Here is a 21328-nt window from a genome sequence, read left to right on the forward strand (position 1 = left end):
AGACATAAAAATAATAAAGCCCAAACAAATAGCATGCACACAGTTATTTTTTAATTTTTGACTATTATTAATTCTGATTTTAGCCATAGTATAGGAAGAGGAATAAAAAACCTCTCGTAAAAGAAAATGTATATACTTTAGTCTTAACTCTGTGAAACTCTCTTTTTTTCTCTGTGTCCTCTGTGGCCAAAAGGTTTTATCTTTATTCGTGTTAATTTTTTTGCTTTTTATTGATTTTTATTCGTGACAAAATCCCTTGATTCTAATATTCTTGTAAATTCAGTAATTCATAAAAATCAAAAAAAACTTATATTTTCTATAAAAACTTTAGAATAATTTTCATAATTATCTTTGAAAAAGGGAATAGAGCCTAAAACTCTATTCCCTGTATTCTAAGCTTTTGCTTAAATATTTGATTAGTCTATGATTTCAGCTTCTTCTACGTCATCCTCAGATTTTTTAGTTTCTCCGCCTTCAGCTTCACCATCTGCTGTTGCATTTGCCTGAGCCTCTTTGTAGATCTCTTCAGCTAATTTGTGAGCTGCTTTAGAAAGATCTTCCATAGCCTTGTCTATAGCTTCTTTATCTTCACTGTCTTTTACCTTTTTAAGTTCCTCAAGAGCAGCCTCAATATTTTTCTTATCTTCCTCTGTTACTTTATCAGCATGATCAACTAGTGTTTTCTCTGTAGAAGAGATAAGCATATCAGCTTTATTTCTAGTTTCTACAAGCTCCTTAAACTTCTTGTCTTCTGCTTCGTTTGCCTCTGCATCTCTTTTCATTCTTTCGATCTCTTCTTCAGTAAGATTAGTCGATCCTGTAATAGTTACTTTATTTTCCTTACCAGTTCCTAGGTCTTTAGCACCTACATGAACGATTCCGTTAGCGTCGATATCAAATGTAACTTCAATCTGTGGTACTCCTCTTGGAGCAGCAGGGATTCCTTCTAAGTTAAATTCTCCAAGCTTGTGGTTGTCTGCAGATTTAGCTCTTTCCCCTTGTAGTACATTGATTGTTACTGCAGGTTGATTATCCACTGCTGTTGAGAATATTTGTGATTTTTTTACAGGAATAGTTGTGTTCTTTTCGATAATTTTAGTGAATACTCCACCAAGAGTTTCGATTCCTAGTGAAAGAGGAGTTACGTCTAGTAATAGTACGTCTTTTACATCTCCCATAAGTACTCCACCTTGAATAGCAGCTCCTGCAGCTACTACCTCATCAGGGTTTATACCTTTGTTAGGTTTTTTACCAAAGAACTTTTCTGCCCATTCTTGTACCGCAGGGATTCTAGTAGAACCTCCTACAAGAAGAATCTCGTCGATGTCAGAAGGATTAAGACCAGCATCTTTCATAGCTGTTTTTGTAGGTCCTTGAGTTGCCTCTACAAGATCAAGAGTAAGTTCGTTGAATTTAGCTCTTGTAAGTTTCATCTCTAAATGCTTAGGTCCAGTTGCATCCATTGTGATGAATGGAAGAGATATAGGAGTTTCCATTGTTGTAGATAATTCTTTTTTAGCCTTTTCTGCTGCATCTTTTAGTCTTTGGTATGCCATTTTATCATTAGAAAGATCTAGTCCAGTCTCTTTCTTAAACTCTGTTACAAGCCAGTCGATTATCTTCTTATCGAAGTTGTCTCCTCCAAGGTGGTTGTTTCCTGAAGTAGCTAGTACTTCTATTACACCGTCTCCTATCTCAAGGATGGATACGTCAAATGTTCCTCCACCAAGGTCAAAAACAAGTACTTTTTCTTCACCTTTTTTATCAAGACCATAAGCTAGTGCCGCAGCTGTAGGTTCGTTTATGATTCTTTTTACGTCAAATCCTGCGATCATACCGGCATCTTTTGTTGCCTGTCTCTGAGCATCAGTAAAGTAAGCCGGTACTGTTATTACTGCTTCTTTTACTGTTTCTCCAAGATATGCTTCTGCGTCACTCTTAAGTTTTTTAAGGATCATTGCAGAGATTTCCTGTGGAGTGTAATCTTTTCCGTGCATTGCTACTTTGTGATCCTCACCCATGTGAGTTTTTATAGATTGTACAGTCGAATCAGTATTTGTGATCGCCTGTCTCTTTGCAATCTCTCCTACTATGATTTCTCCGTTATCTTTTACGTTTACTACTGAAGGAGTAGTTCTTGCTCCCTCTGAATTACTAATGATAGTGAAGCTTCCACCTTCCATTACAGCTACACATGAGTTTGTTGTTCCCAAATCAATTCCGATTATTTTACTCATTCTTATTTCCTCCTAAAAAATTAATTTTTAATGTTTATCTGAAATATACTATTTTTTACAAACTTTGACCATAGAAGGTCTGATTACCTTACCTTTTAATTTATAACCTTTTTGAAGCTCTAATATTATATCATCATCTTCATGTTCAGGACTGTCCTCAGCGATTACAGCCATATGCAGATTAGGATCAAACTTTTGCCCCTCTGTTTTTATAGCCTCTACACCTTCTTCATTCATGATTCCGTGCATCTGACTTAGTGTCATTTCTACTCCCTTTACAAGTGAATCAAAGTCCTTTGTTTCTGATGAAGCAGCTACTCCTCTCTCAAGGTTGTCTACAGCTTCTATTACTTTTGACATTACTTTTTCAGAAGCATATTTTCTGAGTTCTTCTGCTTCTTTCTCTTTTCTTTTTGTAAAATTCTGAAAATCAGCTTGTTTTCTAAGGTAAGCCTGTTTCCACTCCTCTACTTCTGCTTCTATCTTGTCTATTTTATCAGTCAATGTTTCTGCCTCTCCATTTACCTCTTCTGCGTCCATTATTTTTTCATCTTTAGAATTAGCTTCTTTTTTTCCCTCTTTTTCAAGTTCATCTAAAATTTCATCGGATTTTTTCTTCATTTTTTCTGCCATTTACCTCTCCTTTTTATGCTCAATTTCTTCTATTACTTTATTCACCTCTTTAGTCACATACTTTACCAGACCCATGGTCTTTGAGTAAGCCATTCTTCTCGGTCCAATAACCCCTATAACTCCCTGGGACTCACCCATCTTATAGACTGAGTATACAAAACTAAAGTCCTCTAAGCCTTTTATATTTAACTCATCTCCGAAAACAACGTTTACATCTCCGTAATCATGTTCTCGGGATTTTACCAGAATTTCAAAAATCTCTTTCATCCCCTTTTTCTTATTGAAAAGTTCAAGGGTTTCTCTGGCCTCCTCTACACTTTTATTCTGAAATATGCTAGATGCATTATTCATATAAAATTGACCCTCTATATCCTGAAAAACTTCATTTTCAAGATTGCTAAGTACCGGGTTATCCTTTTCTAGAATAAAATCCTCAACTTCGTAACTTTTAAGCTCACCTTTTCTTAATTTTTCATTTAATTCCTTTGACACAGCCGCCACTTCTTCACGGCTCAATCCATGTTCGAGGGATATTTTTTTTGTTCTGACCGCCATGTTATCCATTACTATGACTGCCATTATCAAGTAGTCTTCTATATGAACCAACTCTACTTTTTTTATACCTTCTCTTTTTATATCTGGCTCTACAACTATCCCTGCATAGGAAGTAAGTTTTGATAGAAGAGTCGATGTCTTCTTGAGAATGTCCTCAAGTTCACTCACCCTGAGCTCATAAGCCATATCAATTTTTTTTCTTTCCTCTTTTGATATTTTCTCTACCTTCAACAACTCATGTAGATAAAACTTATAACCTTTATCAGTGGGAATCCTCCCTGAAGATGTGTGTGTCTTAGAGATATACCCCATATCCTCAAGATCCGCCATTACATTTCTTATAGTTGCTGAAGACAGCTCGATATTATATTTTTTTACCAAAGTTCTCGAGCCTATTGTATCCCCAAAGGTCAGATAATAATCAATTATGACTCCAAGTACAAGCTTTTCTCTGTCTGAAATAGCCATATCACCACTCCTTGTTAGCACTCATTTTGAAAGAGTGCTAATTCACGCTAATAATATAACATTTAAACTTATTTTTTGTCAAGGGTTTCAGCAAAAAAATTAGCCACCTTTTTACAAGGTGGCTAATCACTCTGTTCTATGAATCGTAATCATGTTTCTTCCATTTCTTTTGGCTGTGTATAAGGCTTTATCCACTTTCACAAAATATCTTCTGAGATCCAAATCCCCTTCAGGGACTACCCCAAAGATCCCTACACTGACCGTAAGCTGTTCTCCATTTTTATTTATAGGTATCTTAAGTTGCTCTATTTTTTTTCTTATATTCTCACCTATACCAATAACTTTTTTTTCATCCTTGCTTCTTACTCCTCCTACAAACTCATCTCCACCGTATCGACCTACGTATCCTTCTTTTAGTTCACTACTAAAAATCTTAGATGCTTCTATAAGTGCCCTGTCTCCAGAATGATGTCCAAAGTTATCATTTACTTGCTTAAAATTATCAAAATCTACAAGAATTATATATAGTCTCTCCTTGTTATCCCTTGCTTTTCTCCAATCAGCATGAAATTTTTCATAAAAATATCTTCTGTTGTAAAGACCAGTAAGGTGATCTGTTACAGATAAGGTTTTCAGTATCTCATTGGCACTTTGTAATTTTTTATGCTCCTGACTATTATTTACAGCTATACTCAAAGTTGGAATAATTTCATATAAAATTTCTAACTCATATTCACTGAAAAATTCTTTTCCAAAAGCTCTGCAGCTGAAACATCCCACAGTATTTTCACCAAATTTCAAGGGAATATGCAGCTCAGAAAAAGTTTCTTTCCTCACCACAAACTCCTTATTCTCCTTTATACACTTAGCTTCTTTACTCTCATGATCATCTAAAAGAAAATTTTCTTCCTCCAAAGCTTCTTTTTTTCCATAAGTATGGTATCTTATCACCTTTTGGTTTTCATTTATACCTATTCCTATGTTATAAGACCTCAACTCTTCCTCTAATATCCTGTGTATCTCTATTAGCATTTCACCTACGGTCTTTCTAGAAATAACTGTTTCTCCTATCTCCCTTACTATATTTAGTTTTTTGTTTATGGCACTTAGCTCATCTTGAGCTGCTTCTCTTTTTGCTATCTCCTTAGATAATTCCTTGTTATTCTTTAGTTTTACCAGTGCAGATACCAGCATTTCTCTGGCTGTACTTATAAAGTTAAACTTTTTACTGTCTAGAGAATAGTCTTTTTTTTCATCGCCAAATATCAGATACCCTATATGTTCTTTATTCTCCACAAGATACATAATCAAATCCTCATCATCTTTAGAGTAACTTTCCACATCACTTATGTATTTTATTTTTGAATCTAATGAAATCTTTCTTTTTACCGGAAGGTAGTTATTTTCTTCTAAATATCTATATTCAGTTATTTTACCCTCTTTCCAGATTATCCCCATGATCAGACTTCCTTTGTATTTTTGGAAATTTTTTAGATTTTTTACAAAATTATAACCAATCTCCTCTATACTTTTAGAATCATTAAAGTCCCTTGCCATTTTCCATAAAGCTTTCACATTGTGATAATTTTCAATGAGAAGTTTTCGCTCTGTTTTCTCCACAAAAAAAAGCTTAAGTACTCTTTTTGCAAAGTAAAGCATCTCCATATTTTCATCAGTAAAGGCGTCTTTCCTTTTAGACTGAATAGTTAGAAATCCTATTACTTTTCCATCCACCTCTATATCTGTAAAATATCCCGAACCCATTTTTTCCTCTGTGATGATCCGGTTAAAGGAATACTTTTTCATCCAGGTTTCGATATCATTAATAATGATATCTTTTTTATTTTTCAGACACCACCAGGAAACACTTTTTTCTTTGTCTAGCTCAACTGTTAAAGCCTCATTCCATTTCCCGTCCTCTATTAGATGTTTGTATTGGACCTCTCTCTTGTCTTCCCTATATACCCCAAGTCCCACAACGTTGACTCCGCATTTATTTTCCAGTAGGTCATAGACCTCCTTCACAACGCGTCCTCTTTCCATTTTTTCACCCCATAAAAAAATCATTATTACCCAAACCCCACATATACCATTATACCTATTTTTTTTAATTCTTCCAAAAAAAATATAGCTCTATCCTGAATTTTGGATAAAGCTATATTATATTACTAAAACGAATTATAAAACTAATTTGCAATAAAGTTGTACCATCTCACATGTATCTATATCTTCACCCATTATAACCGATTCAAACTCACTCAAGCCCAAAATATCCATAACGGAATTTCTAGATAGAGTATATCTTTTTTACATAAGGCCCTATTTTAATCCTAATTTATAAGTCTTTCTATCTAAACATTTATATTCATCACCAGGTCATTTAAAATTTTAATTTTTATACCCTTCTGAATTATTTTTATGCCATTTCCAGGCAGACTCTATTATTTTCTCCATTGTGTCATGCTCTGGTTTCCACCCTAGTTCTTTCATGGCCTTTTCTGAACTGGCCACAAGTTTTGCAGGGTCTCCTGCTCTTCTAGGCGCCACCTCAGCAGGGATAGGATGACCTGTCACCTTTCTGCTTGTTTCTATGACCTCTTTTACAGTGAATCCATTTCCATTCCCCAGGTTGTAGATGCTGCTTTTACCATTATTTTTTAATTTTTCTATCGCCAGAATATGGGCATCAACTAGATCCATAACATGAATATAATCTCTTATACAAGTTCCGTCATGGGTGTCATAGTCCTCTCCGTACATGAATATTTTTTCTCTTTTTCCAAGAGCTACCTGAAGTACCAGAGGAATAAGGTGTGTTTCTGGACTGTGGTCTTCCCCTATACGTCCAGACTCATGAGCCCCGGCCACATTAAAATACCTCAAAACAATATGATTTATACCATAGGCTTTTTCACACCATTTCAACATTTTTTCCACTGCCAGTTTACTCTCCCCGTAAGGATTCGTAGGCTCTGTCTTATCTGTTTCAAGAATAGGTATATTCTCAGGCTCTCCATAGGTGGCTGCAGTAGATGAAAAGACTATCTTATTCACCCCGAATTTTTTCATTGTTTTCAGAAGACAAAGGCTTCCGTAAACATTATTCTCATAGTATTTTAAAGGCTTTTCCACACTTTCCCCAACCAGGGAATAAGCTGCAAAATGCATTACAGCATCGATCTTATTTTCCTGAAAAACTTTATCCATAAACTTTTCGTCTGCCAGATTTCCTATACAAAGTTTTACTCCTTCTGGTACAGCATCTCTGTGCCCAGTATATAAATTATCCAAAACTACTACTTCTTCACCCTTTTCAACAAGTCTAGCTACTGCATGACTTCCTATATATCCTGCTCCACCACAAACTAATATTGTCATTTTATCCTCCTATTTTATAAAAAGTTTCCATTTATTTTTCTAGAGAAAATACCCCTATATTTAGAACATCTGGATAAACCTTAGTATCAATGTAGATTCTAATATTGTTTATTTTCACCAAGTTTCAGAGTATCTTTCAGACAATTCACCAAATAAAAAACAACTCTTTTCTGAGCTATCTCAAGTTCCATGGTTCTTTTACTTTCTAAATACTTGTTCTTATATGAAAGTATTATACCATTTTCTCTTTTTGACATCTTATAATTTTTTACTCAGTTCTTCTAGATCTCTGTAGATATTTTTTATTCACTTATTTTTATACAAATTGTATAACAAAATTAATTAATCCAGTCAAATTTTTATACAGTTTTTTATTAAAATTCCCTTTTAACATCTTAAAAAAACTCTCAATCAACTAAGAAATTCAGTATAAAATAAATTTGGTAGCTGATATTATTTATAAAAACTTATACTAATTCACATAATAATTAAATTATAAAAGATAAGCTATTATTTGAACTATAGATTATTTGACAAAAAAGTTTCTATAACTTAATATGAATGTACTAATATATATTCATAAAAAAAGGAAGGTGTTTATGCCTAAAATAATCAAAAATTTAAAAGAAAAAATACTTATAAGTGCTATGGAGTTGTTTAATGATTTTAAGTATAAAGATGTAACCATGAGTGGAATAGCCAAAAAAACTGGAATTGCAGTTGGTACCTTATACAATTACTATCCAAATAAAAAAAATCTTTTTGTGGATGTTTTCAAAATGAGTTGGGAAGAAACTTTTACAAAATTAGATGCTATATTGATTGAAAATATAACCTTTAGAGAAAAACTCGACAACTTTATTGAAATTTTATATACAGAGACAGCCAATAGAAAGGGTCTAGGAGAAGAACTTCTTAAAGTTGACGCTTTTAAACTAACAAATGTAGATCGTTCCAACGGTGCCTTTGGAATAAGAAAAGAAATTTATGAAAGAATCGAGAATATTATAGAAGAAATAAAAAAAGAAGAGAATCTCTCTGTAAATCCTAACTTTGAATTAAGGTTCAAAAAAAATATTTTTGACTATATCCTTGCAATTATAAAAGCCTTTCCAGATGAAAAAGAAATTAATATAGAGTATTTAAAACATCTGATAAATTCTGCTTTAATATAAATTTCAAAGCATCTAAATCGAATTTTATTGATTTTTTATGGTGGCAAATCTTTTGACTATAATATTCTTATAAAATATATACCAAGACTAACAGCTATCTCTTTAACATGGGAAATAGCTCTTTTTTTTTGCTCTTTTATCAAATAAACAGCCCCTGCAACATATATTGGTTGAATGGATATCGAACAAAGAATTAATTTTTTAAATATATCCATTGACAAATTATAAAATTTAATTTATAATGAATGTATATTCATAAAGAAAGTCGAGGAATAAATTTTAAATGAATACCCATTCACTTAGGGGTGTTGCAGTTATTTAAAGTGAAAATTAATCTTAACCAAGATCTGATGGAGGTGATGAATGAGTCACAATAATAAAATTGAAAAGACAAAAATGATGGGTGAAGGGGAGATCTCAAAGGTTCTGACAAAAATGTCTGTACCTGGAATAATTGCCATGCTCATAAATGCCATTTACAATATAGTGGATTCTATGTTTATAGGAATGCTTGGAAATACAGAAGCCATGGGAGCTACCTCTGTAATATTTCCTCTGTTTATGCTTATCGCTGCCCTAGGTCAGATGTTTGGTGTAGGAGCAGGGTCTTATATAGCCAGACTTTTAGGAGCAGGAAATAAAAATCAGGCAGAAAAAGTCGTTTCCACTACTTTTTATACAACTATCATTATGAGTATCTTATTCACAGTGTCAGTACTGACCCTTATAAACCCAACTCTAAGAATACTTGGTGCAACAGATACAATAATGCCCTATGCTTTAACTTATGGAAAGATTCTTGTAACAGGAGCTATTTTTACAATTATCAATATGACTCTAAACAATACCATAAGAGCCGAAGGCAATGCTAAGTATAGTATGATAGCAATCTCCCTAGGAGCAGTCTTAAATGTAATACTCGATCCACTCTTCATGTTTGGTTTTGATATGGGCATAAAGGGAGCAGCTATATCGACTGTACTATCTACATCCATTTCATCAATATATCTTTTAAGATATTATTTTTCAGGAAAAAGCTTTATTAAAATAACCAGAGAGAAATTCACTCCGAAACTTTCATTATATTCAGAGATAATGAAGGTGGGAGGTGCTACATTTGCCAGGCAGGCTTTAGCCAGCTTGTCTCTCGGAATTTTAAACTCAAAGGCGGCTTTTTACGGAGATTCCACAGTTGCTGCCATGGGAATATCTACTCGGGTTACAAGTGCAGTTCTCTATATCGTCATCGGATACAATCAAGGATTTATGCCAATTGCAGCTTATAATTACGGGGCTGAGAAATACGACCGTTTAAAATCTGCAATAAGAATATCCCTTATTAGACTGACAGTATTTTGCACCTTTGCTACTTTTATATTCATGTTTTTTACAGAAGATATCTTGAGACTTTTCAGCAGCGACCCTGAGGTTATAGAAAGAGGTAAGGCAATCTTAAGAGCCATGAGTATTTTGATTCCTACTCTGGGGTTTCAGCAGATATATGCTGTACTATATCAAGCACTTGGCAAGAGTGTGGGAGCCTTGGTACTTTCAAGTGCCAGACAAGGTACATTTTTAATACTTGCACTTATGATTTTACCTTCACTTTTAAATTTTAGAGGCTTAATCTACTCACAGGCATCTGCAGATATTTTTACCGTTATAACTACGTTAATATTTGCCATAAAAATATCAAAAGAAATTAAAGACAAAGAAGACATTTATAAGCCAAGTAATAATTTAGTTTTAGAATCCAACGGTTAAATTAAAATCCATAGAAAAATATCTTTCTAGAAAAGATAAAGTTCAGCTTTATTATGCCCTATAAAGATATTGTATAAATATGAGATTTATAGTAAAATTTGCTAATATTTTTAAACAAATAGAATATTTCAAGTAAAGGGCATCTTTCTAGAAAAGGTAAAGTCTAGCTTTATTATACCCTAAGAAGATATAAAGTCGTTTTACTTTCATTGAATTTCAGATGGGAGTATTGCGACTTTTTTTATTAAAAATTTTTATAAATCCGGGACTATTTCTAACAATTCATAATTCTATTCCTTTCTAAGCTCTTCTATCCTGACTTAGTCCTTAAAATAAAATAAGTCATTTTTATCTATTATTAAAAATTGGAGGGGATCAAAATGGAAAAAGAGAGAAATAATAAACCAACATTAAAAGAAGCGGTTTTAGGATTTATCATCACAATGGGAGTTATCGTATTAGGTTTGAGAATGAAGGCAGGAATGGAGATGCCTTTGATGCTAGGAGCAATTACAGCTGCAATGGTGTCACTTTATCTTGGAAATAAGTGGAATGATATCCAGGACAGTATAGTTGATGGTATAGCCAATACTGCAGTTACTAACATAATCCTTATCTTCTCAGGTATCCTGGTAGGAGTTTGGATTTTAGGAGGGGCTGTCCCAACTCTCATTTATTACGGTATTCAACTTATATCACCGAAATTTTTTCTTCCAATCACATTTTTACTGGCATGCCTAACCTCTGTTGCCACAGGAACATCTTTTGGAACAATAGCTACCATAGGTGTAGGTTCTTTGGGAATAGGAACAGGACTTGGTATTCCAACTGCAATGACTATAGGAGCTGTTGTTTCAGGATCATTTTTCGGAGATAAAATGTCACCTATATCTGACACTACAAATATAGCTCCGGCAATGGCAGGAGGAGATCTATTTGAACACATCGGTTCTATGCTTTGGACAACTATTCCAGCAGCAATAGTCGCGGCAGTTGCCTATACTTTCCTAGGATTAAAGCATTCCGGTGGAAATATCGACTATGAACTGATAAATCAAATTTCAGCAACACTGGATAATAATTTTAACATTTCATTATTAACTTTACTTCCTTTTGTTCTGTTGCTTATTTTATCCATAAAAAAAGTTCCAGGTATAATCACCTTAGCAGTAGTATCTGCCTTTAGTTATCTCTGTGCTATATTTACTCAAGGAGTAACATTTAGAGAACTTATGAAAGCTTCAGTTTCAGGATACAAATCACAGACAGGTATGGAACTTATCGACAAGATACTCTCTAGAGGAGGTATCTCTATGCTGATGGGAGTTATAGTTCTTATCATAATATCCACATCAATTGGAGGTATACTCGAAAGATCTAAAATACTTCAGGTAATAGTTGAGGCTATGCTAAAAAAAGTAAAAACTCATACAGGTTTAATTCTTTCAACTATGTTGTCTTGTTATGCTGTTGTCGGAGCTACGGGAAATATGGTAGTAGGTATGATCCTTCCAGGAAGAACATTTAGACCGGCTTATGAAAAAATGGATGTTCATTCAAAAGTTCTTTCGAGAACCTTAGAAGATGTATGCACACTTGGAAACTCTATTATACCGTGGGGAGGAGCGGCCCTCTTTATTCAGGGGGTATTTGGAACAGACCTTAGCTATATACCCTATGCAATTTTAAATTACACTGTACCTCTTTTCTCTATTATACTTGCAGTTACAGGTATAGGGGTTTGGAACAGAGAAGGTACTCCTGTTAATGAATTAAAAACTACAGCTATATTAGAAACAGAACATTAAAATATAATGTAAGGTAAAAAGGAGATAAAATTATGGATGGAATTATTTTAAGAGAAGAACTTGAAAATATAAGAGGTTATATTCCCGGTAGATCAATAGAAGAAGTTCAAGAAGAATACGGTTTAAGTGATATTGTTAAACTAGCTTCAAATGAAAACCCTATGCCTCCATCACCAAAGGTATTAGAAGCTATCCAAAAAGCTGCTTTGGATATAAATATTTATCCCGATGCACTTGGAGATGCACTTAGAAAAAAACTATCTGAAAAATATGGTGTAGAATCTGAAAATATAGTTGTGGGAAACGGCGGAATGGAAGTTATACTAGCCATGGCAGGTACAATAATAACTAAAGGTGACGAGATCATAATGCCTGCAACAACATTCCCGGGATTTGGATTTAAATCCAGTTTGCTCGGGGGTAAATTAGTCAAAGTACCCTTAAATAAATATGACTTCGATCTAGATAAAATGCTTGAATCTATAACGGAAAAAACAAAAGTAATATATATTTGTAACCCAAATAATCCAACGGGAAAAATTATACCAAAAAATAAATTAAAAGAATTTATTGATAAGGTACCAAAAAATATAGTTGTATTTATTGATGAAGCTTATTATTATTACGGGGTAAAAAATTCTGAATATTTAGATTCAGTAAGACTTCTTAAAGACAGAGAAAATCTTATTATATTAAGAAGTTTTTCAAAATCTTCAGGGCTAGCAGGTTTAAGAGTGGGATTTGGACTTACAAATAAAAAACTTGCAGAAAATTTCAGAAAAGCACTGGGACCTTTCACCGTCAATAAACTGGCTCAAGCAGCTGCTATAACAGCTTTAGACGATGAAGAATATTTAGAAAAAACAGTTGAATTAAATTATAAATCCTTAGGAATAATGGAAGATTTTTTCAAAAAAAATAATCTGGAATATATCGAATCCAATGCCAATTTTATATTTGTAAATGTGAAGCAACATTCAAAAATAGTTTTTCATGAACTTATGAAAAGAGGAGTTATCATAAGGCCAGGATTCCAGTGGGGATGGGATAATTGGATCAGAGTGAGTACAGGTACAGAAGAAGAGACTCATATGTTTATAGAAAAATTAAAAGAGATTTTATAAATAATACTTAAAATCAGAATTGGGAGAAGATCATGAAAATAATAGCTTTTGTTGTAAGGGATGACGAATTAGAAGCCTTTGATAAGTTTTCCAAAGAATTTAATATTCAGGTTGTTCTAAAAAAAGAAATACTGACCCTTGAAAACATTGACAGTATAGAGGGCTATGACGGAGTTTCTATAACTGGAAAATGTAAGCTTAATAAAGAAATTTTAGATAAGTTTAAAGAATATGAAATTAAATTTATTACAACTAGAACTGTTGGATATGATAATGTAGATATCGATTATGCCAAAAAATTAGGCATAAAATTTAGCAATGTTTCCTATTCACCTGATTCAGTAGGGGAATTTACAGTGATGTCCATATTGAGCCTTTTAAAAAAATTACCTTATTCCAGAACAAAAATGGACTCTAATGATTTCACCCTGTCTGGCTTACAGGGAAAGGAACTAAAAAGTCAGACAGTGGGAATAATAGGCACCGGTAAAATAGGTCAAAGTGTCATTAAAAACCTAAGTGGTTTCAGGTGTAAGATTATTGGATACGACCCATACCCTTGTGAAGATATGAAAGATTTAATTGATTATGTAAGCTACGAAGAGTTGATTTCTACTTCTGACGTTATAAGTCTGCATCTGCCTCTGACAAAAGAAAATTATAATCTCTTCAACAAAGAGGCTTTTGAAAAAATGAAAGATGAAGTTCTAATTATAAACAATGCCAGGGGAGATTTGGTAAATACAAAGGATCTAATTTGGGCCCTTGAAAACAACGTAATTTCAGGAGCTGCAGTAGATGTAATTGAATACGAAACTGAGTTTTTTAGGAGGGATTTTTCTTCAAAAGAATTATCTCATGAAGAATTGAAGATATTAAAGACTATGCCTAACGTACAGGTCACAGCACACCATGCTTTTTTCACAAAAGAGGTTGTTTCAGATATTGTAGAGGGTTCTCTTAAAAATTTGAAATCACTTTTTACCACAGGAATTTCAGAAAATGCAGTATGCTAAATTTATTTAATATACTCGATAAAAATCCGGGGTTTAAACCCCGGATTTTTTTATTATTTATTTTCATAAAATTTTATTTTAGATTCCTCTTTTATCATCTTCACAAAGTCATCTAATTTCATAGATTCCTGATCTTTAGACCCGAATCTTCTTACGTTTACCTCTCTGTTGGCAACCTCGTCTTTCCCAAGGATTACCTGTACAGGAACCTTAAATTTACCATTGGCTTCCCTTATTTTGTACCCTATACTTTCTGTTCTGCTGTCTATTTCTGCCCTTATTTCTTCCTCTTGTAGTTTCGCCATGATCTCCTTGGCATATGGCACTACCTCATCGTTTATCGTAAGAATTTTTACCTGTGTTGGTGCTATCCATAGAGGGAAAGCCCCTGCATAATGCTCTATAAGTATTCCTATAAATCTTTCTATAGAACCATAAACAACTCTGTGAATCATTACCGGTCTGTGCTTTTCTCCGTCTTCTCCGATATAGTTTATGTCAAATCTTTCTGGAAGATTAAAGTCTAACTGTATAGTTCCGCACTGCCAAGTTCTGCCGATTGCATCTTTGATTTTAAAGTCTAACTTCGGACCATAGAATGCACCGTCTCCAGGATTAATTTTGTACTCTTTTCCTAGTCTTTTCATAGCACCTTCTAGTGCAGATTCTGCTTTTTCCCATATTTCATCAGACCCTATTGCTTTTTCAGGTTTGGTAGAAAGCTCTATGTTGTATTCAAATCCAAATAAACCACTGTAAAATTTGTCTATCAGTTCTATTACCCCTATAATCTCATCTTCTATCTGCTCAGGAGTCATAAATATATGTGCATCGTCCTGGGTAAATGACCTTACCCTCATAAGGCCGTGAAGTGCCCCTGAGAACTCATGTCTATGAACTGTCCCTAATTCCCCTGCCCTTATTGGCAGATCCTTGTAAGAATGCATCTCCTGCTTATATGCAAGGACTCCTCCTGGGCAGTTCATTGGTTTTATGGCAAATTCAGTTTCGTCTATTTCAGAAGTATACATATTCTCTCTATAGTTGTACCAGTGACCAGATGTTTCCCACAGCTCTTTATTAAGCATAATAGGAGTCATTATCTGCTCATATCCCGCCTTAGTATGCTCTTTTCTCCAAAGGTCTATCAAAATGTTTCTTATTGTCATTCCCTTAGGCATAAAGAAAGGGAATCCCGGACCATATTCGCTCATGAAAAACAGGCCAAGTTCTTTTCCTATTTTTCTGTGATCTCTTTTTTCAGCTTCTTCAAGAAATTTCAGGTGAGCCTTAAGCTTCTTTTCATCAGAAAATGCAAATCCGTAGATTCTCTGAAGCATTTTATTTTTAGAGTCACCTCTCCAGTATGCTCCTGCTAGAGATTTTAGTTTAAATGCCTTTATATACTTTGTAGAAGGTACGTGTGGACCTCTGCAAAGGTCCATGAATTCTCCCTGTTTATAGAAAGAAAGCATCTCTCCCTTGGCAATATCTGTTATTATCTCAACCTTATAGTTTTCCCCTAGTTCTTCGAAGTGCTTTATAGCGTCTTCTCTAGTCATTTCTATTCTTTCGACTTTTATATCTTCTTTGACGATTTTTTTCATTTCAGCTTCGATTTTTACAAGGTCTTCCTCTGTAAACTGCTCTTTAGGGTCAAAATCATAATAATACCCGTTTTCTATTGCAGGTCCGATGGCAACCTTTGTTTCGGGAAAAAGTCTTATAACAGCCTGAGCCATAAGGTGGGCTGCAGAGTGTCTTATTACCTCTTCTCCCTCTTCTGTATCTGGAGTCACAAGTTCTACTTCTGCATCTTTATCTGCGATATATCTCATGTCCACATATTCTCCGTCTACCTTAGCTGCAATTGCCTTTTTTGCAAGGGAATTACTTATACTCTTGGCAACTTCAAACATATTTGGAGCATGGTCAAATTCTTTTATATCTCCGCTTGGAAGTGTTATCTTCACCATAATAATCTCTCCTTTTCTATCTTTAATTTTTTATTAAACTTCTCAAAATAATATCCAGTAAAAAAGACCACCTGGTTTTGTCCAGATGGCCTTTCTATCTTAACTTCTAAGATTTCCCCACATAGACACTCACCATTTTAATAATACAACACGGGCTCGTATCCTCAAAGATACAAACCCTTATTTGTTGGTCAATGTGGTTGTTGTGTCAAAAAATACACCGTACAACATAGAAATCTCTCCTAATATTACCTTTTTAAAAATAATATCAAAAACTACTTATTCTGTCAAATTTTTCCACGTGAAACTTGAAAAAATACACCATCTTAAAAGCCCTAAAAAAATCACTCTGAAGTCTTTTTTTGTCACGAATTACACATATAGATACGAATAAGAAAATAAATCAGAAGTCTTAATTATCTCATTATTCTTTATTTTATTCGTGTTTATTCGTGACAAAATCTTTTAACCTTTTATTAACTATATTCATCTGGTTCAATATTTTTATTTCAATTTTTAAATGACATCATAGAATCATTGAAGTTAATTACTCTATATCATCTACATTTACACCGTCAAATAAATAGGTCTGTGGCGATGTATTCTCTCCGTCATTTTCCGCTCCAAAACCAAATATAGGCATATTAGGAAAGGTAAGAAGTGTAAACTGAAGTGCAACTTCCCATTCATAATCATCCGAGGAACTTACATACTCCCTTGTCATAGCTACTGCCCACTCATAATATCCTTTTTCCTTACCTATTTCAACCCCTATACCATCTAAAGTTTCTCTGTTAGAGTCATCCCCAGAAATAGGCTCATTGATTCTTACAAATGTCTTTAGTCTCCATCCTTCACTTGGTTTACCAACCTTGGCACTTAGACTTATCTCATGGTCTCTGTCTGTCTCTGACCAATCGTCACTACTGTCATATTCAGCATCCTGATTAAACTCATAGCCTATACCCAGTCTGTTGTATGAATAGTATAAACTTGCATCTACACCCTCCATAGAATCCCAGTAATTTCCTGTTTCAGAATACCTCTCACTGTTTCTCTGGAACATAAGATATAGGGAGAACTTTTTCTTATATTCCCCGAGATCCATCTTCTCATCTCCTATGCTACTGAGGTTAAAGTCAAGAGAATTACTCTCTCTGTCCTCAAGGATATCACGTATTTTTTCTATGTCTTCCTGACTCAGTTCATCTTCATCTTTACCTGTTTCCTTTGATCCGTATTTTTTTAAGTCTTCTTCTGTAAATCTTTTATCCCTGTATTCATATCTGAACGATACAACATCAGATGAGTAAATATCATTTTCATCCTCGTTGTGCACATAATCTTCATAAGTTCCCTTGTAGTAATGCTCTACATCTCCTCCCTTTAAATAAGAAAGGCTGTATATCTGATTGTCTACATCTATATCTACCTCATCATCAGTCTCGTTATATCTGTAGTCTTCACCTCTTATGAATTCAAACTGCCATTTGTCCAAACCATTTCTAAGTTCATAACCGTATATATCCTCACTGATATTCTCTCTAGAGTCGTCAGTGTCCTCCATATCCCAGATATCATAATCAATTTTTTCCTTTTTATAGTAGAACTTGTGATCTCCCAGAGAATAATCTATACCATACTGTCTGTTTGTCAGATCATTGAAGTTTTCCTCTGATTCATTTTCATCTGTAAAATGTTCATCAAAGTTATAATAAATTTTTGCTATCTTTGTGTCGTCTATTTTCACATCAAGACTGTTTTTTATTAAATCTCTTTTTTTACGGCCTTCATCAGCTGCATCATAGATGTTGCTGTAGTCTATTGTGTATCCTGTCTCTGTGTTTCCCACACCCATTGTAAGGGTATCCTTGTATTGGAATATTCTGTCTTTATTTTTCAGCCTGATATCAGCAGCTTCATCAGCGTCTCCAAGGTCACTATCTCCCTCTTTATAATCGTAGTCCTGATAATAATAGGTAAATTCGTTGGCTAAATCTATATCGGCTTTTCTACTGTAATTTTGGGCATTATCATAAATATCAGTTTTCAAATTCAGTGTGAGTTGGTGTCTAAGAGTCTCATCTCCTCCGTTTGTGTAGCTTAAAGTATCGGGATTGTAACCGACATCATATTGATCATGCCTAAGGTTATACTTTACTCCGAAGTCCCCTAAGTAGCCAAGTCCCAGTCTGCTTTTTCCCACACCTACCTCATAATAGTCAGATTCATTTACGTATTTATTGTAGGCATCTCCCTCTTCATAGTCATCATAATCATAGATACCCTCTCTGTCCCAGAATTCCTCTTCAGTTCTTCCTGCAGCAAAGGTAAGTCCGAAGTTTTCACTTGAGAGATCCATACTGACCCTGTCCTCTTTTTTGTCCTCATAAACAACATCTTCAAATCTATTATACTGAGTATCTCTGCTGTTATCTTTATTACTGGTTATAGTTGAAGATCTGTAAGGATCTTCTGTGACATCAAGTTCTTTTTCCTCTGTCTTGAAGGAATAATTAATCTTATAATCTAAACCTGTATCTAAGAACTCATAATCCCCTAGTCCCAGATAAAGATTTTGACTGTCATTTTGAGAGTATTTTGAAACAGTCCAAGGTACATATTCCACATCATCTTCATAAATCCCAGATAGGTTTATAATATCATCTAGATTAGGATCCCTTTCCCAAGACCTAAGTTCCCTGTATTCATCACCTGTTTTCTCGTCATACTTTAAAGTCAGTTTATTATTTTTATCTGTTATTTCAAATCCAAAATTTTCTGCCTTTGACTGAAGATCGTCCTTTGTAGAACCTGCATCTAAATCATCAAGATACTCATAGTAGGCACTCATCTTATAATCATCGTTACCTTTTGAAATTCCCAACTCAGAGAATAAGTCGCTATCCATCTCTTCATCGTAATCTAGATCATCTAGCCTATCGTCAACAATCTCCTTGTATGAATCTTTGTCCTCTACAAGTTTTACTTTTCCATATATACTTGTATCTTCATTTTCTTCTAGTTTTTCAAGCTTTGTATCTAAAGAAACAAAACTCATATAATCTCCGCCGTCAGGTCTTTCCCCTATATAGTTTGAACTAGATGAATCATAGTATCCGTCATCTTCATTGTCATCTCTTATACTTTCTAGCTCACTTACCATATTTTCAGTGACATTTCTGTAGGTAAAATTCAGATATCCCTTATCACTGTTATAACTATGAGAATACTCTGCATCCCATCTGTCCTCTTCACTGCTGTCTTTTTTATATAAAAGAGCATCTGTTACGTCTAACTTTGCAGTACCGTAATTGTCTGTCTTATATTCATTTTCCCATCTTCCGACTAATATTCCCATTGTGTCAGCAAACTTTGGAGCAAATCCCCCCTTATATTTGCTGTCACTGTCTCCATAAAGAAGCCCCCAGCTGGTGTACCATCCGTAATCATCATCTGATCCCCACATAGGGAAAAGAGGAACTTCTGATCCTGATCTTATATTTACCGCATACCAAGGCATGGTAAATGGAAGTACGTCTTTAGATCCTATGTAAAGGTCTGTGTCTTTGAAAACGACCTGTTTATCAGGTTCTATGACTATCTCTTTTGTTCCAAGATGATAACCTGCACTGTTGATATCATCACTCTGGGTAATTTTCGGGTCTGTAGTGAACCAGGCATTGCTAAGAGTTAGATTTCCACCTCTATACTCAGCAGTTTCCCCACCGAAAAATATCCTGTCACTTGGTGCTTCTGCCCCTGTCAGGCTTCCTACCTTTAGATACCCTTTACTGTCATAAAATCTGGCATATTCTCCATCAAGGGAAACCTCAGCATCTCTCGTCTCAATCTTCCCCTGGGCTCCTCCTTCTTGAAACTCCATTATAACGTCGCCATTGGCCGTTACCTTGTTTTCTTCCTTATTTCTCTGAAGTTCATAGGCCTTCATTTTGAGGTTCCCGTATTGCAGGTTTACCCCTTCTTCTGATTTTATGGTCTCAGTTCCGAGATCTATCTCCACCTCGTCTGTGGCACCTGAAATTTCCTCAGAACTTGCAGCCTGATTAAGTGATTCTTCATACAAATTTTCCTGGCCAAATGCATATATACATGCTATTATAAATGCTGCCAAAGCTATTTTTTTTCTCATTGTCATCTTTCCCCCATCCAAATTAAGCATTACAAGTATATCACATATTTTATCGTAAATAAATTGGTGATCTTAAGGATTTTAGTTTTTTGCAGAATTAAATTTACTGCCTTGCTGTCTGCAGTGCTTTAATAAAATATAAATTTTAATTTTTTAATATATTATTTTTTAAAGGGAGGATTTGTTTTGAAAAAGTTTTTAATTTTATTCTTTATTCTAATCTCTACAACAGTTTTTGCAGAAGAAAAAGTTGAAAAGGAAAACCAGTATATTATCCGTTTGGTCCATGGAGAGGGATCATACTCGACTTTTGGAAATATCATATCACTCCAGGAAAACATACATGATGAACAAAACAGCTCATTAGACGGTATTCAGCTGGAAAAATACATAGCAAGAAATCTTGTCAACGATTCCTTGGATTTCACTCTTTTCACTAGCTTTTTCTACCACAGTCAGGATATTGAAAATCCAAATGGAAGTTATACTTCTCCAGAAACTCTTTCAGGAATAGATACATTTCAGGTAAACGGAGGAGTAAAAGCCTACTGGAAAAACTTCCCTTGGAAAAATTTCGTAAGAACAAGGGTCGGTCTCGGAGAGGGGATATCATACGTAGATGAAAAACTCGATCTTGAGATACAAAACACCAACAGAAAAGAGAGAAAAAGTGACTCTTATTTTCTCAACTATATAGATCTTACAGTCGCCTTTAACCTGCGAGACATCACAAGGTGGAACGCCTTAGAGAACTACTATGCAGGTATAGGGGTTTCTCACCGTTCTGGAATATTCGGAACAATAAACAATGTAGACGGCGGATCAAATTTTTACACATTTTTCCTAGAGGCAGAATTTTAAAAATTCTGCCTTTTTTTTATTTTTTTCAAAATTTCTTGTACTATATGAGTTCTTTAAATTCTCGTTGTAAACTTATTGTACTGATGAAAGTATATGTTTGATTAAAATCATTTTTTGTGGTAATATATACCTTATATATAATAAAAGGTCGAAAATTTAGTAATTATTGGAATATAGGAT

At 34.3% G+C, this 21328-nt stretch carries 14 protein-coding genes; 6 read left to right on the forward strand and 8 right to left on the reverse strand.

The window, feature by feature from the left end:
* Positions 1-416 precede the first annotated feature (416 nt).
* From dnaK to ILYOP_RS15830, 6 genes are all read right to left on the reverse strand, one after another.
* The gene (dnaK, locus tag ILYOP_RS08425; protein ID WP_013388115.1) at positions 417-2237 is read right to left on the reverse strand and encodes a molecular chaperone DnaK; all 1821 of its coding nucleotides are present in this window, start codon (positions 2235-2237) and stop codon (positions 417-419) included.
* A gap of 48 nt (positions 2238-2285) precedes the next feature.
* The gene (gene grpE / locus ILYOP_RS08430) at positions 2286-2870 is read right to left on the reverse strand and encodes a nucleotide exchange factor GrpE (protein WP_013388116.1); all 585 of its coding nucleotides are present in this window, start codon (positions 2868-2870) and stop codon (positions 2286-2288) included.
* Positions 2871-3893 carry a heat-inducible transcriptional repressor HrcA gene (gene hrcA, locus ILYOP_RS08435; RefSeq protein ID WP_013388117.1) on the reverse strand — a complete coding sequence of 341 codons (1023 nt, stop codon included), beginning with the start codon at positions 3891-3893 and terminating at the stop codon, positions 2871-2873.
* A 126-nt stretch (positions 3894-4019) separates the two neighbouring features.
* On the reverse strand, positions 4020-5936 hold the full coding sequence (locus tag ILYOP_RS15200) for a sensor domain-containing diguanylate cyclase (RefSeq protein ID WP_222838857.1): 1917 nt from the start codon (positions 5934-5936) through the stop codon (positions 4020-4022).
* A 345-nt stretch (positions 5937-6281) separates the two neighbouring features.
* Positions 6282-7271, reverse strand: a complete 990-nt coding sequence (gene galE, locus ILYOP_RS08445) for a UDP-glucose 4-epimerase GalE (RefSeq protein ID WP_013388119.1) — start codon at positions 7269-7271, stop codon at positions 6282-6284.
* Between the two features lie 98 nt (positions 7272-7369).
* Positions 7370-7528, reverse strand: coding sequence for a hypothetical protein (locus ILYOP_RS15830; RefSeq protein WP_187288104.1), 159 nt, complete (start codon positions 7526-7528; stop codon positions 7370-7372).
* A 342-nt stretch (positions 7529-7870) separates the two neighbouring features.
* Between ILYOP_RS15830 and ILYOP_RS08450 the strand changes: the two genes are divergently transcribed.
* The 5 genes from ILYOP_RS08450 to ILYOP_RS08470 all read left to right on the forward strand — a co-directional run bounded on the left by ILYOP_RS08450 (position 7871) and on the right by ILYOP_RS08470 (position 14158).
* Positions 7871-8446: a TetR/AcrR family transcriptional regulator gene (locus ILYOP_RS08450; RefSeq protein ID WP_013388120.1), complete on the forward strand. Its 576-nt coding sequence runs from the start codon at positions 7871-7873 to the stop codon at positions 8444-8446.
* Between the two features lie 363 nt (positions 8447-8809).
* A complete protein-coding gene (locus ILYOP_RS08455; RefSeq protein WP_013388121.1) occupies positions 8810-10210 on the forward strand; it encodes an MATE family efflux transporter in 1401 nt (466 codons plus the stop codon).
* 380 nt (positions 10211-10590) lie between these two features.
* Positions 10591-12018 (forward strand): Na+/H+ antiporter NhaC, encoded by a 1428-nt coding sequence (gene nhaC / locus ILYOP_RS08460; RefSeq protein ID WP_013388122.1) that lies wholly within the window; start codon positions 10591-10593, stop codon positions 12016-12018.
* Between the two features lie 32 nt (positions 12019-12050).
* Positions 12051-13142: a histidinol-phosphate transaminase gene (gene hisC, locus ILYOP_RS08465; protein WP_013388123.1), complete on the forward strand. Its 1092-nt coding sequence runs from the start codon at positions 12051-12053 to the stop codon at positions 13140-13142.
* Between the two features lie 32 nt (positions 13143-13174).
* The gene (locus ILYOP_RS08470; protein ID WP_013388124.1) at positions 13175-14158 is read left to right on the forward strand and encodes a D-isomer specific 2-hydroxyacid dehydrogenase family protein; all 984 of its coding nucleotides are present in this window, start codon (positions 13175-13177) and stop codon (positions 14156-14158) included.
* 53 nt (positions 14159-14211) lie between these two features.
* Here ILYOP_RS08470 and thrS read toward each other — a convergent pair whose 3' ends face one another.
* The gene (gene thrS / locus ILYOP_RS08475; protein WP_013388125.1) at positions 14212-16134 is read right to left on the reverse strand and encodes a threonine--tRNA ligase; all 1923 of its coding nucleotides are present in this window, start codon (positions 16132-16134) and stop codon (positions 14212-14214) included.
* A gap of 547 nt (positions 16135-16681) precedes the next feature.
* A complete protein-coding gene (locus ILYOP_RS08480; RefSeq protein WP_013388126.1) occupies positions 16682-20287 on the reverse strand; it encodes an LPS-assembly protein LptD in 3606 nt (1201 codons plus the stop codon).
* A 186-nt stretch (positions 20288-20473) separates the two neighbouring features.
* Between ILYOP_RS08480 and ILYOP_RS15205 the strand changes: the two genes are divergently transcribed.
* Positions 20474-21148: a hypothetical protein gene (locus tag ILYOP_RS15205; protein WP_013388127.1), complete on the forward strand. Its 675-nt coding sequence runs from the start codon at positions 20474-20476 to the stop codon at positions 21146-21148.
* Positions 21149-21328: the final 180 nt, after the last annotated feature.

It is taken from the genome of Ilyobacter polytropus DSM 2926 (assembly GCF_000165505.1).
GTDB lineage: Bacteria > Fusobacteriota > Fusobacteriia > Fusobacteriales > Fusobacteriaceae > Ilyobacter > Ilyobacter polytropus.